Annotated in this window: 15 protein-coding genes; 5 read left to right on the top strand and 10 right to left on the bottom strand. The window is 34.7% G+C overall.

Going from position 1 to position 13133, the window contains the following annotated elements:
* Window positions 1–13 precede the first annotated feature (13 nt).
* On the top strand, window positions 14–925 hold the full coding sequence (locus ACFVRR_RS09860) for an aldo/keto reductase (protein WP_387327655.1): 912 nt from the start codon (window positions 14–16) through the stop codon (window positions 923–925).
* 28 nt (window positions 926–953) lie between these two features.
* Here ACFVRR_RS09860 and ACFVRR_RS09855 read toward each other — a convergent pair whose 3' ends face one another.
* The gene (locus ACFVRR_RS09855) at window positions 954–1451 is read right to left on the bottom strand and encodes a GrpB family protein (RefSeq protein ID WP_387327652.1); all 498 of its coding nucleotides are present in this window, start codon (window positions 1449–1451) and stop codon (window positions 954–956) included.
* A gap of 362 nt (window positions 1452–1813) precedes the next feature.
* On the opposite strand from ACFVRR_RS09855, the gene ACFVRR_RS09850 reads away from it, so the two are divergent.
* The 4 genes from ACFVRR_RS09850 to ACFVRR_RS09835 all read left to right on the top strand — a co-directional run bounded on the left by ACFVRR_RS09850 (window position 1814) and on the right by ACFVRR_RS09835 (window position 5527).
* Window positions 1814–2290 (top strand): MarR family winged helix-turn-helix transcriptional regulator, encoded by a 477-nt coding sequence (locus ACFVRR_RS09850; protein WP_387327649.1) that lies wholly within the window; start codon window positions 1814–1816, stop codon window positions 2288–2290.
* The gene (locus tag ACFVRR_RS09845) at window positions 2290–3807 is read left to right on the top strand and encodes an MDR family MFS transporter (protein ID WP_097974719.1); all 1518 of its coding nucleotides are present in this window, start codon (window positions 2290–2292) and stop codon (window positions 3805–3807) included. The genes ACFVRR_RS09850 and ACFVRR_RS09845 overlap by 1 nt, the downstream gene beginning before the upstream one ends.
* Before the next feature lie 170 nt (window positions 3808–3977).
* Window positions 3978–5057 carry a glycerophosphodiester phosphodiesterase gene (locus tag ACFVRR_RS09840; RefSeq protein ID WP_387327646.1) on the top strand — a complete coding sequence of 360 codons (1080 nt, stop codon included), beginning with the start codon at window positions 3978–3980 and terminating at the stop codon, window positions 5055–5057.
* A 179-nt stretch (window positions 5058–5236) separates the two neighbouring features.
* Window positions 5237–5527 (top strand): transposase, encoded by a 291-nt coding sequence (locus ACFVRR_RS09835; protein ID WP_387327643.1) that lies wholly within the window; start codon window positions 5237–5239, stop codon window positions 5525–5527.
* A gap of 322 nt (window positions 5528–5849) precedes the next feature.
* Here the strand turns inward: ACFVRR_RS09835 and ACFVRR_RS09830 are convergent, their stop codons facing one another.
* The 9 genes from ACFVRR_RS09830 to ACFVRR_RS09790 are packed head-to-tail and all read right to left on the bottom strand — an operon-like array spanning window position 5850 to window position 13100.
* A complete protein-coding gene (locus ACFVRR_RS09830; RefSeq protein ID WP_097974712.1) occupies window positions 5850–6032 on the bottom strand; it encodes a tautomerase family protein in 183 nt (60 codons plus the stop codon).
* Between the two features lie 6 nt (window positions 6033–6038).
* Complete coding sequence (locus tag ACFVRR_RS09825) at window positions 6039–6809, bottom strand: 2-keto-4-pentenoate hydratase (protein WP_387327640.1); 771 nt, start codon at window positions 6807–6809, stop codon at window positions 6039–6041.
* A gap of 16 nt (window positions 6810–6825) precedes the next feature.
* Complete coding sequence (dmpG, locus tag ACFVRR_RS09820) at window positions 6826–7845, bottom strand: 4-hydroxy-2-oxovalerate aldolase (RefSeq protein ID WP_387327637.1); 1020 nt, start codon at window positions 7843–7845, stop codon at window positions 6826–6828.
* A gap of 30 nt (window positions 7846–7875) precedes the next feature.
* Window positions 7876–8757, bottom strand: a complete 882-nt coding sequence (locus tag ACFVRR_RS09815) for an acetaldehyde dehydrogenase (acetylating) (RefSeq protein ID WP_387327634.1) — start codon at window positions 8755–8757, stop codon at window positions 7876–7878.
* Between the two features lie 14 nt (window positions 8758–8771).
* Window positions 8772–9548: a 2-keto-4-pentenoate hydratase gene (locus tag ACFVRR_RS09810; protein WP_387327835.1), complete on the bottom strand. Its 777-nt coding sequence runs from the start codon at window positions 9546–9548 to the stop codon at window positions 8772–8774.
* 31 nt (window positions 9549–9579) lie between these two features.
* Entirely contained in the window at window positions 9580–11052 is a 1473-nt protein-coding gene (locus tag ACFVRR_RS09805; protein WP_387327631.1) for an aldehyde dehydrogenase, read from the bottom strand.
* A gap of 56 nt (window positions 11053–11108) precedes the next feature.
* A complete protein-coding gene (locus ACFVRR_RS09800) occupies window positions 11109–11570 on the bottom strand; it encodes a RidA family protein (protein WP_097974701.1) in 462 nt (153 codons plus the stop codon).
* Complete coding sequence (locus ACFVRR_RS09795; RefSeq protein ID WP_176522475.1) at window positions 11539–12576, bottom strand: amidohydrolase family protein; 1038 nt, start codon at window positions 12574–12576, stop codon at window positions 11539–11541. Before ACFVRR_RS09795 ends, ACFVRR_RS09800 begins: the two co-directional genes overlap by 32 nt.
* Window positions 12561–13100 carry a 3-hydroxyanthranilate 3,4-dioxygenase gene (locus ACFVRR_RS09790; RefSeq protein ID WP_056475668.1) on the bottom strand — a complete coding sequence of 180 codons (540 nt, stop codon included), beginning with the start codon at window positions 13098–13100 and terminating at the stop codon, window positions 12561–12563. Before ACFVRR_RS09790 ends, ACFVRR_RS09795 begins: the two co-directional genes overlap by 16 nt.
* Window positions 13101–13133 lie beyond the last annotated feature (33 nt).

The raw sequence follows: 13133 nt of genomic DNA, 5'->3' as shown, positions 1-13133 counted from the left end.
TGGAGGGATTTATATGAAAAAACGTAAGCTTGGTTCTACTTTATTAGAAATATCCGAAATTGGTTTAGGTTGTATGTCTCTTGGGACAGAAGAAAATGAAGCGATTTCAACAATTCATGCCGCAATCGATGCTGGAATCAATTACTTCGATACTGCTGATTTATATGATTTTGGTAAAAATGAAGAAATCGTTGGAAAAGCTTTAAAAGGTCGTAGAGATCAAGTGGTTATTGCAACGAAAGTCGGAAACCGTTGGAATAATTCAAATGATAATAAATGGTATTGGGATCCATCTAGAGCATATATTAAAGATGCTGTTAAGGACAGTTTACGTAGATTAAATACAGATTATATCGATTATTATCAGCTTCACGGTGGAACAATTGAAGATCAATATGAAGAAACTATTTTTACTTTTGATGAACTAGTAAAAGAAGGCTTAATACGCCATTATGGAATCTCTTCAATTCGTCCAAATGTTATTAATCGATTTGTAAATCATTCATCTATACAAGGTGTTATGATGCAATATAATGTACTAGAGCGTAGACCTGAAGAATTTTTTCCGCTTTTCGAAAAACATCATATTTCTGTCATTGCACGCGGTTCCGTAGCAAAAGGTCTATTAACAAGTAAATGGGAAAAGAAACTATCTAACAAGGGCTATATGTCCTATACAGAACAAGAATGTAATGAAACAATCCAAAGGCTTCTCCAACTTCTAGATGAGGAACAATCCTTACATAGCTTAGCTTTACAATATGTTCTTTCTCATAAAGCAGTTTCATCGTTAGCTGTTGGAGCTCGAAATAAAGAACAATTACTAGATAATCTTAACGCATACATAGCAAAACCATTAAATTCACAACAAATCGCCAAAATAAAAGAAATTTCACTTCTTACGAAATACGAGGAACATCGTTAAGCCACTCCTTCCTTCCAAGGAAGGAGTGTTATTTCTTCCATTTACTTGCTTTTCGATCGATTTCATCTAAAAATTCTTTTCGTCCCCTTTTATATTCTGTTTTGTTTTTAGCAAGTCCCTTTTTTAATTTTATATATTCCATTGCTTGATCCGTATGCGCGATCATATATTCCCTAAATGCAATATTTCGTTCAACCGCAGCATTTCCTTTTTCGTATACTTGAATATGGAAGCTACAAATATCATCACATTTGATAAAAAATCTTCTGTCTTGATTAGATTGATCCCCCAATTGTTCGTAACCTAATGTTTTTAGAACATCACTATACTCATCAAACTTTTTTAAGCATTTAACTACGATCATTAAGTCAATGATTGGCATCGCAAACATATTCGGAATTGAAGTACTCCCTATATGATAAATTGCTGCTTTCTCCGGTAATAATAGATCAATTGCCATTTTTTCTGACTGAAAATCTTCTTCCCAGGAAGTACGATAAGGTACAATTTCAATATTCTTTTTCATAATGAACACCTACATTTTTTTCATTAACCTTCCTTTTATATCATTCGTTAAAAGTCACTTAATTATTGAAAAAATTAATTAAGTGAAATAAGTGTATAAAAACAGATTCTACCATCATGACTTTTTACCTACCTCCCAATCCCTAGAATGAAACTATTTCTATTTATTCAAACTAATCCCTTTAACCTAAAAATTATTTAATAAATGCTTAAAAATCATCATTTAATACTAAATTAAATTTTGGTTAAAATACTCACAATTTCTACTTTTATTGGTTTCTTTGAATTATAATTATTTTAGTTACTAAGATATTTAGTTACGTTAACTTTTTATAGTACTTCCTATTTTAAGGAGAGAATGAAATGTCAGAAAACCCAATCATTCGAAGTGAATTTATTCCGTCTCTAATAATGGAATTTAGAAAATTTAGCACTTCAATCGTTCTTTTTAATGAAGGGCTTGCCTCGAACCTTCATTTAAATGCGACTGATTTACGATGTCGAGAGTTACTTTCTCACACTGGTCCAATTTCAGCAGGAAAGTTATCTCAATTAACACACCTAACTACTGGTGCTATTACAGGAGTTATTGACCGACTTGAAAAAGTCAACTTTGTTGAACGTATTCAAGATCCGAATGACCGTAGACGAGTAATAATTCAACCTGTGTATGAACGTGATGATGAATTAGCAGAGCTTTTTAAACCATTATCTGACTCTCTTTCTAATATTTTTAACCAGTATGATGACAAAGAGTTAACATTATTATTTAAATTTTGGAATGATATTAATGATTTGATTCCAAAAGAGACACAAAAATTAAATAAGGGGGAAACTTGATGGTTTCAAAAGACAGCAAGGTTGGCTTTGTCGTAGCAGGTCTATTATTAGGAATGCTCATGGCGGCTATGGATAACACAATTGTTTCAGCTTCGATGCCGACAATTGTTGGAGAACTAGGTGGTTTAGACCAATTTATTTGGGTAACCTCTGCATATTTGGTTGCTACTATGGCAAGTATGCCGATTTTTGGAAAGTTATCGGATATGTATGGACGTAAACGATTTTATTTATTAGGACTTTTAATTTTCTTAATTGGTTCTGCATTATGTGGAACAGCAAATAGCATTGTTCAATTAAGTGTTTATCGTGCGATCCAAGGAATTGGCGGAGGTTCATTAATGCCAATAGCCTTTACAATTATTTTTGATATTTTCCCTCCTGAAAAACGAGGAAAAATGACTGGTTTATTTGGTGCAGTTTTTGGTCTTTCTAGTGTATTTGGACCACTTTTAGGAGCGTATATTACTGATCAAATTGATTGGCGCTGGATTTTCTATATCAACTTACCTTTAGGTATTATTTCTTTATATTTAATCTCTCAGTTTTATAAAGAAAATCTTCACCTTAGAAAACTTAAAATCGACTGGTTTGGTGCAATTACACTTGTTGGTTCAGTTGTCAGTTTAATGTTTGCACTTGAACTTGGTGGTAATGAATACGATTGGAATTCTGGTCCAATTATTTCCTTATTTGCAATCTTTGCAGTATTGTTTATCGCATTTATTCTAATTGAAAGAAAAGTTGAAGAGCCAATTATTTCATTTAGCTTATTTAAAAAGCAGCTATTTGCGGCAACTCAAGGTGTTGCATTTTTCTACGGTTCTGCTTTTATTATTACGACTGTATTAATTCCACTTTTTGTTCAATCAGTTTATGGTGGTACAGCTACAAATTCTGGTATCATTCTTATTCCAATGATGCTTGGTTCAGTTGTAGGTAGCCAGGTAGCAGGACAATCGGTACGTAAATTTAGTTATAGAAGCATCATGTTAGTTTCAGTTGTTTTATTCTTTATTGGAATGTATTTATTAAGTACATTAGATACTAATACAGCTCGATCAACAGTAACGTTTTACATGATTATCGCTGGTCTTGGAATGGGTTGTTCATTCTCATTATTAAGTATGGCAACTCAACACAAAATCGAACCTCAAAAACGAGGCATCGCTACATCAACAAATACTTTCTTTAGAACATTAGGTATGACAATTGGTGTTACTATTTTTGGAACAATTCAAAACCACGTATTTAAAAATAAATTAAGTGATTTACTTGGTAATTTAGGTGCATTTGGCGGAAAAGTTGACTCACGTGCATTATTATCTGCTGATGCAAGAGCTAAAATTCCACCAGAAGTACTTCATAAAATCTCAGAAGCAATGGCCCATTCTGTTGCGACTACTTTTAAATGGACACTTATTCCAATTACTTTAGGTTTTATCGCGATTATCTTAATGGGTAAAGAAAAGTTAACTTTTGAAGTAAAAGAAAATAGAGCGAAAAAAGCTCAATAAAAATAATGCCAAATCCTAGATGGATTTGGCTTATTTTTTTCTCTAAAAAACTAATCATTTTTACATTTTTCAACATTTATTTACTTTTATTTATTATTTTAATCATTTCAACTTTAAATTCGTCATCTATTCTTATAGAGTAATAGATTTATATGAGGAGATGATTAAAATTGAATAGGAAAAAGTTAATTTTAGCAGCAATGACATCAATTTTGGTATATTCGGGAGTTAACCAAGTTTCAGCACAAACAACTTCTGTGAACCAGAGTGCGTTTAAGTCATTTGGACCAAAAGGATTTGACCTTCAAGCACACCGTGGAGGACTGGGGCTTACAGTTGAATCAACTATAGCTTCATTCTCACATGCACTTGAACTCGGCGTAAGCACCCTTGAGCTTGACGTACAAATAACTGAGGATCATCAAGCTGTTATTACGCACGATCGTAAGATTTCTAGTACAAAATGTTCTGATACAAAGCCAGCATTCGTTGGCGATTCAGAGTACCCATACGTAGGTAAATACATAAAAGATTTAACGCTAGCTCAAGTAAGAACGCTCGATTGTGGTTCAAAAGGTCTACCCCAATTCCCTGGCCAGCAACTAAGTCCTGGTGCTCGTATGCCACTGTTAACCGAGGTATTTGATCTTGTAAAGAAATACAAAGCTAAAAAAGTGTGGATGAATATCGAAACGAAAGTTGAAGCTGGTGCACCAGAACAAACAGCTCCTCGAGAAGAATTTGTTCAAATCGTTGCCAAACAAGTACGTGAAGCTGGGATGTTGAACCAAGTATCAATTCAAAGCTTTGACTGGGGTTCGCTCAAGCTTATGAAAGAAGTTGAACCTCGATTGCCTCTCGTTGCGCTAACGAACGGACCAGACTTTCTACAACCTGGCAAACCTGGTAAATCACCTTGGTTAGGTGGAATCGATATAGATGATTTTGATGGAAATCTCGTTGCTGCGGCTCATTCATTAGGTGTAGATGCAATTTCTCCAGTCCATGGATTCCCACAGGATGGCAAAATTACTGATTCGAACTACACTCCTTATATTACTAAAAGTATGGTTCAAGAAGCTCACCAGTACGGTATGAAGGTCATTCCATGGACAGTTGACGACCAGCCAACTATGCAAAAGCTTATTGATGATGGTGTCGATGGAATCATAACGGATTATCCTGACCGACTACGTGATGTGATGAATCAGTATCATTTTAAGTTACCTAAAAGCTACTCTGCAAAGTAATTCATATATTTAAATTTAGTTTATTATTCTCTCATTATATAAAAATCAATGCTTTGTATAATCTAAATGTTGATTTTGAAAAAAAGGGTGTCTATTTGGGGCTGTTGACAAATTAAATAGGAATTTGTAAACCTGTGTAGAAATTAGTCTATACAGGTTTTTTTATTGGGGGAATTCTTATGATGGGTCGAAAAGAAGATAATCAAAATAAATTAGAGTTTATCGATTTAAATATTTCACGTCCAATTGCACATGAATTAAGTGAAGCAAATCTAGAAAGAGCAAAGACAGATGAATATAAACGGATTCAAAGACAAAGACGTGTGTGGTGTGAAGGAACATTTGGGACGATGAAAACAAAGCATAATCTATATAAAACTTATAAGAGAGGCATTCAAAAAATTCTTGAACAATGCCTCTTTTCGGCGTTGGCTTTGAACTTTAAAAGAATGGTTAAAGTAATAAATTAAATTGAATTACATGTGATAAGAATAAGTTAAAATGACGAATTAGCCAAAAAAGACAAAATGGGAATGGAGTAAACCTCCATTCCCATTTAGGCACCTTTTTTAATAGAATATATATATTTTTCCCACTCGCTATTTGTTTTCTATGAATCTTATTTAATTTTATATTTTTTTTTATTTGAAATAATTTATTTTTTAGTTTAGTGATTTCATGTGTTTAAGTTACAAACAATGATAATATCCCCCCATATAATGAAGTTAGTAAAAATCGCTCCAGGGAAACGATTCCCAACAAGCAAAAAGCCCCTTAAAAAAGGGACTTTTTTTATTCATCCTTTGCAACTCCACCAACGGACCAATTTTCTTTTTCGAATTCGTTTATTAAAATTCTTACTTGTGCTGGCTGAACGTCCAATGTACGACAAACAACTTCATTTATTTCTCTCATTAATTGTTTTTTTAATTCTGTACTTCTACCTTCAATCAATTGAATTTGAATGATTGGCATAGTTTATTACCTCGTTACTTGTAGTTTCATTGTCTCGATTCCATCAAAACGCGCTTCTACAACATCGCCCTCTTCAACGTGGATCGCTTCTGTAATACCACCCGTTAAGATAATCATCCCTGGTTCAATTTGTTCGCCGTTTTTACTTAGCATCTGCACTAACTTTACGACTGATTCTACAGGATGATCTAGTACATCAGAACTTACTCCACTTTGCACTTTAACCCCATTTTTATATAATTCAACATTAATTTCATCCCAAGAAGTATATGTAGGTGAATAGTGTTGTTTACCGATGATAAATTTTGATGAAGATGCATTATCTGCTACTACATCTGTCAGTGTAAATGAGAAATTTTTATATCGACTGTCGATTACTTCTAATGCAGGTACAATATACTCAGTTGCTTCCCATACATCTTTTGCTGTTACATCTTGTCCAAATAATGGCTTGTTAATCATAAATGCGATTTCTGGTTCAACCCTAGGATGAATTGAACCTTCCATCTTTAATTTATTTTCTTCTAATTCCATCGATTTTGTTAAGCGTCCATAAATCGGCTCATCAACATTAACAGATTTTTGTTTAGCAATACTTGTTAATCCCATTTTCCAACCAATTAATGGATCACCATTTTTAATCGCATGATCAATACTTAATTTTTGAATTTCGTAAGCATTATTCACGTTTAATTCTGGATGTTCAATCGTAATTTTATCCATTTCTAGACCGTTTTTTTGGTGCATATATATTTTATTCGCGATTTCAGTAATCATTTTTCTTCGTCTCCTCTCAAAAAACAGACAATTTTTTATTTGCTAACATACAAGCAACTTCTTGAATCATATCCTCTTGCCCACCGACTACTTTTTGTTTTCCTAATTCAATTAAGATATCTCTTGCATCAACATTCCATTTTTTAGCTGCTCGATTGGCATGTAATAGAAAACTAGAATACACTCCTGCATAACCTAAAATTAGACTACCTTTAGTAATCTCTTGTGGTGTTTGGAGAATTGGTGCAACAATCTCCTCTGCTAAGTCCATCATCTTATAGAAATCAATTCCTGTCTTGATTCCTAATCGCTCTAATACACCAATTAACACTTCAGTTTGTGTATTTCCCGCACCTGCACCTAAGCAGCGTACACTTCCATCAATTCTAGTAGCTCCTTCTTCAATCGCTACTAGTGTATTTGCCATCGCTAAAGAAAGATTATTATGTGCATGGAATCCAACTTCAATATCAAGAGACCCTCGTAAAGCAGCAATACGTCCTTTTACTTCATGTGGAAGAAACGCTCCTGCAGAGTCAACCATATAGACGACATCCGCACCATAACTTTCCATCAATTTGGCTTGTTCAACTAATTTTTCAACTGGCGCCATATGGGACATCATTAAAAATCCAACAGTTTCTAATCCAAGCTCTTTTGACATAGAAATATGTTGTTTCGAAACATCAGCTTCAGTAACATGGGTAGCTATACGAGCCATTTTTGCTCCAATTTTTGCTGCCGTTTTTAATTCTTTTACTGTTCCAATACCAGGTAATAGTAAGACAGCAATCTTTGAATGATTACATGAATTGACCGCTGCTTCGATCAATTCAAATTCATTCGTTGTTGATAAACCATATTGTAATGAAGAACCACCTAAACCATCTCCATGTGATACTTCAATAAAAGGCATTTTTGCATCATCAAGAGCCTTCGTAATTCGAACGACTTGATCTACTTTATACGAATGAGCAATTGCATGACTTCCATCTCGAAGTGCTACTTCAGTTATAATGACTTCTTTTCCAAACATTGCACTCCCTCACTTTCTTTAGGCACTTTTTTAAACCGTTTTTACCACTTCATATTGTGCAATCTCTTCTGCTACTTTTACTGCTGATGCAGTCATAATATCTAAGTTTCCTGCATAGCTAGGTAAGTAGTCCCCTGATCCTTGAACTTCTAAATAAACAGTTACAGTTGAACCATCTATAATTGGATCCATTCTTAAACGGTATCCTGGTACATAAGCTTGAACCTTTTTCACCATTTGCTTAACGGAATGAATCATGCTTTCATGGTTAAAATCTTCATTCGTAACTTTGCAATAAACTGTATCTCTCATCATAATTGGTGGTTCTGCCGGATTTAAAATAATGATCGCTTTTCCTTTTTTAGCTCCACCAATTTCTTCAAGTCCTCGAGCCGTTGTTACAGTAAACTCATCGATATTTGCTCGTGTACCAGGTCCGGCACTTCTTGAGCTAATTGTAGCAACGATTTCTGAGTACTCAACCTCTGCAATTTGGCCTACCGCATGAACGATTGGAATCGTTGCTTGGCCACCACATGTTATTAAATTGACATTACTTTCGACTATATGTGAACCTAAATTTACAGGTGGTACGACAAATGGTCCAATTGCGGCTGGCGTTAAATCAATCACGCGCTTCTTTAATTCACCAAGTACTTTTGCATGATGAAAATGAGCTTTTGCGGAAGTTGCATCAAACAATAAATCAGCCAGTTCTTTTCGTTCAATGAATCCTTGAATTCCATTATCGATTACTTCAATTCCTAATTCTTTTGCACGATTTAACCCGTCAGATTCTGGATCAATTCCGATCATCGTTGTTAATTCTAGAAATGGATTATTCTGTAATTTCATCATTAAATCTGTTCCAATATTCCCCGAACCAATGATTCCGACTTTTAACTTATTCATAATTACCACCTCATTTATTTAAATGAAATCGAGACGTCACCTAATAATGGAAACTTCGCAGTAAATAAGTCCCCAGCATTTACATTAATTGCAGCTGATAAAGCTCCTGATAAAATAATTTCTCCTGCATTTAGAGCGATTCCAAATTCACTTAATTTATTGGCTAACCATGCTACACAATGGATTGGGTTTCCTAACACTGCCTCTCCCTTACCTGAATTCATCAATTCTTCGTTACGATATAATTCCATCGTAACATTCGGTAAGTCAACTTCCTTTACATCGAAACGCTCATTGCCAAGAACAAATAAGCATGATGATGCGTTATCGGCAACTGTATCCTCTAATCGAATTTTCCAATTTTCGATTCTACTATCAACTACCTCTATTGCAGGCACAATATAATCTGTTGCATTCACTACATCCTCAAATGTAATATTTGGACCGATTAAATCCTTTTTTAAGACAAATGCAATTTCAGCTTCTACTTTTGGTAAAATCATATTTGCAACTTGTACTTCACCGAAATTAGGAATATTCATATCTGTTAGTAAGTGACCGTAATCTGGTTCATCTACCCCTAATAACTCCTGCATAGCAATCGAAGTTAATCCAATTTTTTTACCGATAATTTTTTGCCCTTTTTTCAATTTTTCTTCGATATTTGTTAATTGAATTTGATAGGCTTCCCTTTCAGTTAATCCAGGAAAAATCTCAGTTAAAGCTTTTATACTAACTCCACTCTCTTCTGCATCTTGCAGTAGAATCGTTAACTCGTCTACACTAGTAATCTTCACTATCTTTGACCCCCCTTTTGTATTCTTATAATTTAATCGTGATATTCGATAATTCACTATAAAACTCAAAGCTATGAATTCCACCTTCACGACCTAAACCGCTTTGCTTCATACCTCCAAATGGTGTACGTAAATCTCTTAAATACCAAGTGTTTACCCAAATGATTCCAGCCTCAATTTGATGTGCAACTCGGTGGGCTCTGCGTAAATCATTTGTCCAAATTGTAGCTCCTAAACCATAATGAGTGTCATTTGCCCATTCAATCACTTCTTCTTCCGAATCAAAAGGCATAACTGTTACGACTGGACCAAATATTTCTTCTCTTACACATCTAGAATCACGGTTTAATCCTGTAATGATTGTCGGTGAGATAAAGCATCCTTTTTCAATTGATGCTGGTCTACTGCCACCCGTTAAAATAGTTCCGCCTTCTTCTTTTGCAATCTCGATATAAGATAATACTTTTTCGTAATGTTCTTTACTAATGACCGCACCAACTTTTGTGCCTTCTTCAAACGGATCGCCAATTTTTAATTCCTTTGTTTTTGCGACAAATTTATCAATAAATTCATCAAAGATTGATCTCTGAACATAAATTCTAGATCCACATAAACAAACTTCTCCCTGATTCATAAAAGATGATTTTAAAGTTGTTTCAATCACTTCGTCTAAATCAGAATCAGCAAAGATAATGTTTGGATTTTTTCCACCAAGCTCAAACGATAATTTTTTTAACGTTGGAGCTGCCGCCTTCATAATTGCTGAACCTGTTTTTGTTTCACCAGTAAATGTGATGGCATCAACATCTCTGTGCTCTGTTAAAGCTGAACCTGCCGCATTTGCTCCAAATCCGTGAACAACATTCACAACTCCGTCTGGTACGCCTGCATCTTTACAAATTTCAGCTAAAACTGTAGCTGTCATTGGTGTCCATTCTGCTGGCTTCATAACTGCTGTATTGCCAGCCGCTAAACAAGGTGCAAGCTTCCATGTTAATAGTAATAAAGGGAGATTCCATGGGTTAATCATTCCGACTACACCTACAGGTCTACGATATGTATAATGTAAGGCAGTTTGATCTTGCATATGAGACTCAGAGCTTAACGTTGTAATATAATCAGCAAAAAAATAAAAATTGTGAGCCGATCTAGTAATATCAACTTCTAAAGCAAGATCATATGGCTTTCCAGTATCCATTGCCTCTAACGCCGCTAATTCTTCTTTTCGAGCTAATATTCCATCGCCGATTTTTCTTAATACTGCCGCTCTTTGATTGCTAGTAAATTGTTTCCACTCACCTTTTAACGCTCGTTTTGCTGCTTTTACTGCTAGTTCAATTTCTAACTCGCCACCTTCAGAAACAGAACCTAATACTTCTTCAGTCGCAGGATTAATATTTAAAAATGTTTTTTGATTAAAAGAAGGAATATATTGTCCATCAATAAAATGCTTACAATCAATCGGTAATGTTTTATTTTTCTTCTCTGTAACTTGCATAATAGGCACCTACCATTCTAATAGAATAAAAGGTGACACGAGTGTCACCAAATTTTTCAATCCTCTATTTCTACAACCATTTCAATTTCGATCGCTGTATTATGTGGAAGCTGTGCCATCCCAACAGCTGATCTAGCATGTTTTCCTCTTTCACCAAACACTTCTACTAAAAGGTCAGAAGCTCCGTTCATCACTTTCGGATGATCATAGAAATCTTCTGTACTATTTACAAAGCCTAAGATTTTGACAATTCGTTTTACTTTCGAAAGTTCACCTAATTCGTACTTTAATACACTAATTAAATTTAGCATTGACTCTCTAGAAGCAGCATATCCTTCCTCTAGCGTCAACTCTCGTCCAACTTTGCCATGGTATTCATCTACACCTTGCCCAGATGTAAATAGTAAATTACCTGTACGAACAGACTTTACATAATTACCTGAAGCCGGTCTTATTGGTTTAAGTGTATAACCTAAACTTATTAATCTATCTTCTGGAGTCAATACTTTGTTTTCCATGAACTAAATCTGCCTCCTTAATATTTAAAAATTTCAGGGCATTTTTTCCTAAAATAGCTTCTTTCATTTCTTTATTAATATCCATTTGATTAATCACTCTTCCAGGTGGCGTTTCTCTCAATAAGAAAGGATAATCCGAGCCCATCACAATTTTGTCGTAGCCAAATCGGTTAATTAAAAATTGAATATTAATAGGATCATAGTGAAGAGAATCAAAATAGAAATTACTTACATAATGACTTGGCGGATAGGCAGTTTTGCGCAAATGAGGCCATACCTTCCATCCTTGATCTAATCTAGGTAGAATAAATGGGAATGAACCTCCACCATGTGCAAAACAAATCTTTAATTTTGGATACTTTTCAATCACTCCACCAAATGTTAAGCTAGCAGCAGCTAAAGCTGTTTCACTCGGCATTCCAACCGTGTACATAAAGTTATGATCGGGTGTACGATCCTTCGCTAATGTTTCCCACGGATGAATAAACAATGGGACATTCCATTTTTCAGCCATTTCAAAAAATGGACTAAACTCGTCACTGTCTAAATTTGTTCCATTTACATTTGTACCAATTTCCAGTCCACTTAATCCAAGTGTATGAATACAGCGATCCATTTCCCTAATAGCTATTTCAGCGTTCTGCATTGGTACTGTCCCTAATCCAATAAACTTTGAAGGATTCTTTTTAACTGTATCTGCAATGAAATCATTTTGAATTTGAGCCATTTCCAATGCTGCTGGAGCTGGTGCCCAATACGAAAAGGTAACTGGAATTGGCGACAGCACTTGCATTGTTACATCTTCATTATTCATGTCCTCAATTCTCTTTTCAGGACTCCAAACTTGATCAGTTACTTCTCTAAATACTTTTCCAGCAACCATAATATTGGCACCACATGAACATGTCGGTTGTAAAATTGGCCATCTTTCATGACCGTATTTTTCAAAAAAATTCGGTAAATCCTCAGGAATGATGTGTGTATGAAAGTCTATACGCATACCCATTCATCCGCTTCCTCTTTCATGACATGACCACAGTTTTTACATGTTCTTAATTCAAGGCTAGCATTAAATTGCTCAATCGCTTCTTTTACTTGCGTACCAATATCCGTTAATTGAACAGTCGTTTTATGCATCTCTTCATTACACTCATCACAGAACCAAACAAAACTTTCTAATTCACCTTCTGCTCTTTTTCGTTCAAGCACAATCCCATATGAATCTTTTACTCTATGAGGTGAATGTGGAACAAAAGAAGGAAGCATAAAAATTTCACCTTCTCCAACTGTTACAACTTCACGCTTGCCATCCGGTGTAATACACTCAACATAGCAATTACCTTTAATTTGATAGAAAAATTCATCTGCAGGATCGATATGAAAGTCTCTACGTTTATTTGGTCCTCCAATAATCATTGCAGCATACTCTGAATCTTCCCAAATAACTTTATTATTAACTGGTGGTTTTAATAGCTCTTTATTATCCTCAATCAATTTGAAAATATTAAAAACTCGACTTTTAAGATTCATCTCTAATCCTCCAATTAATTCATTTTTATTTGA

The sequence above is a fragment of the Gottfriedia sp. NPDC057948 genome (assembly GCF_042887255.1).
In the GTDB taxonomy this organism is placed as follows: domain Bacteria; phylum Bacillota; class Bacilli; order Bacillales; family Bacillaceae_G; genus Gottfriedia.
This window is presented reverse-complemented; position numbering and strand designations above follow the sequence as displayed.

Coding starts and splice junctions, on each gene's coding strand:
- ACFVRR_RS09845 (WP_097974719.1), top strand. CDS start 2,290: ATGGTTTCAAAAGACAGCAAGGTTGGCTTTGTCGTAGCAGGTCTATTA.
- dmpG (WP_387327637.1), bottom strand. CDS start 7,845: ATGTTTGGAAAAGAAGTCATTATAACTGAAGTAGCACTTCGAGATGGA.
- ACFVRR_RS09815 (WP_387327634.1), bottom strand. CDS start 8,757: ATGAATAAGTTAAAAGTCGGAATCATTGGTTCGGGGAATATTGGAACA.
- ACFVRR_RS09830 (WP_097974712.1), bottom strand. CDS start 6,032: ATGCCAATCATTCAAATTCAATTGATTGAAGGTAGAAGTACAGAATTA.
- ACFVRR_RS09855 (WP_387327652.1), bottom strand. CDS start 1,451: ATGAAAAAGAATATTGAAATTGTACCTTATCGTACTTCCTGGGAAGAA.
- ACFVRR_RS09795 (WP_176522475.1), bottom strand. CDS start 12,576: ATGGGTATGCGTATAGACTTTCATACACACATCATTCCTGAGGATTTA.
- ACFVRR_RS09825 (WP_387327640.1), bottom strand. CDS start 6,809: ATGATTACTGAAATCGCGAATAAAATATATATGCACCAAAAAAACGGT.
- ACFVRR_RS09860 (WP_387327655.1), top strand. CDS start 14: ATGAAAAAACGTAAGCTTGGTTCTACTTTATTAGAAATATCCGAAATT.
- ACFVRR_RS09805 (WP_387327631.1), bottom strand. CDS start 11,052: ATGCAAGTTACAGAGAAGAAAAATAAAACATTACCGATTGATTGTAAG.
- ACFVRR_RS09800 (WP_097974701.1), bottom strand. CDS start 11,570: ATGGAAAACAAAGTATTGACTCCAGAAGATAGATTAATAAGTTTAGGT.
- ACFVRR_RS09850 (WP_387327649.1), top strand. CDS start 1,814: ATGTCAGAAAACCCAATCATTCGAAGTGAATTTATTCCGTCTCTAATA.
- ACFVRR_RS09835 (WP_387327643.1), top strand. CDS start 5,237: ATGATGGGTCGAAAAGAAGATAATCAAAATAAATTAGAGTTTATCGAT.
- ACFVRR_RS09790 (WP_056475668.1), bottom strand. CDS start 13,100: ATGAATCTTAAAAGTCGAGTTTTTAATATTTTCAAATTGATTGAGGAT.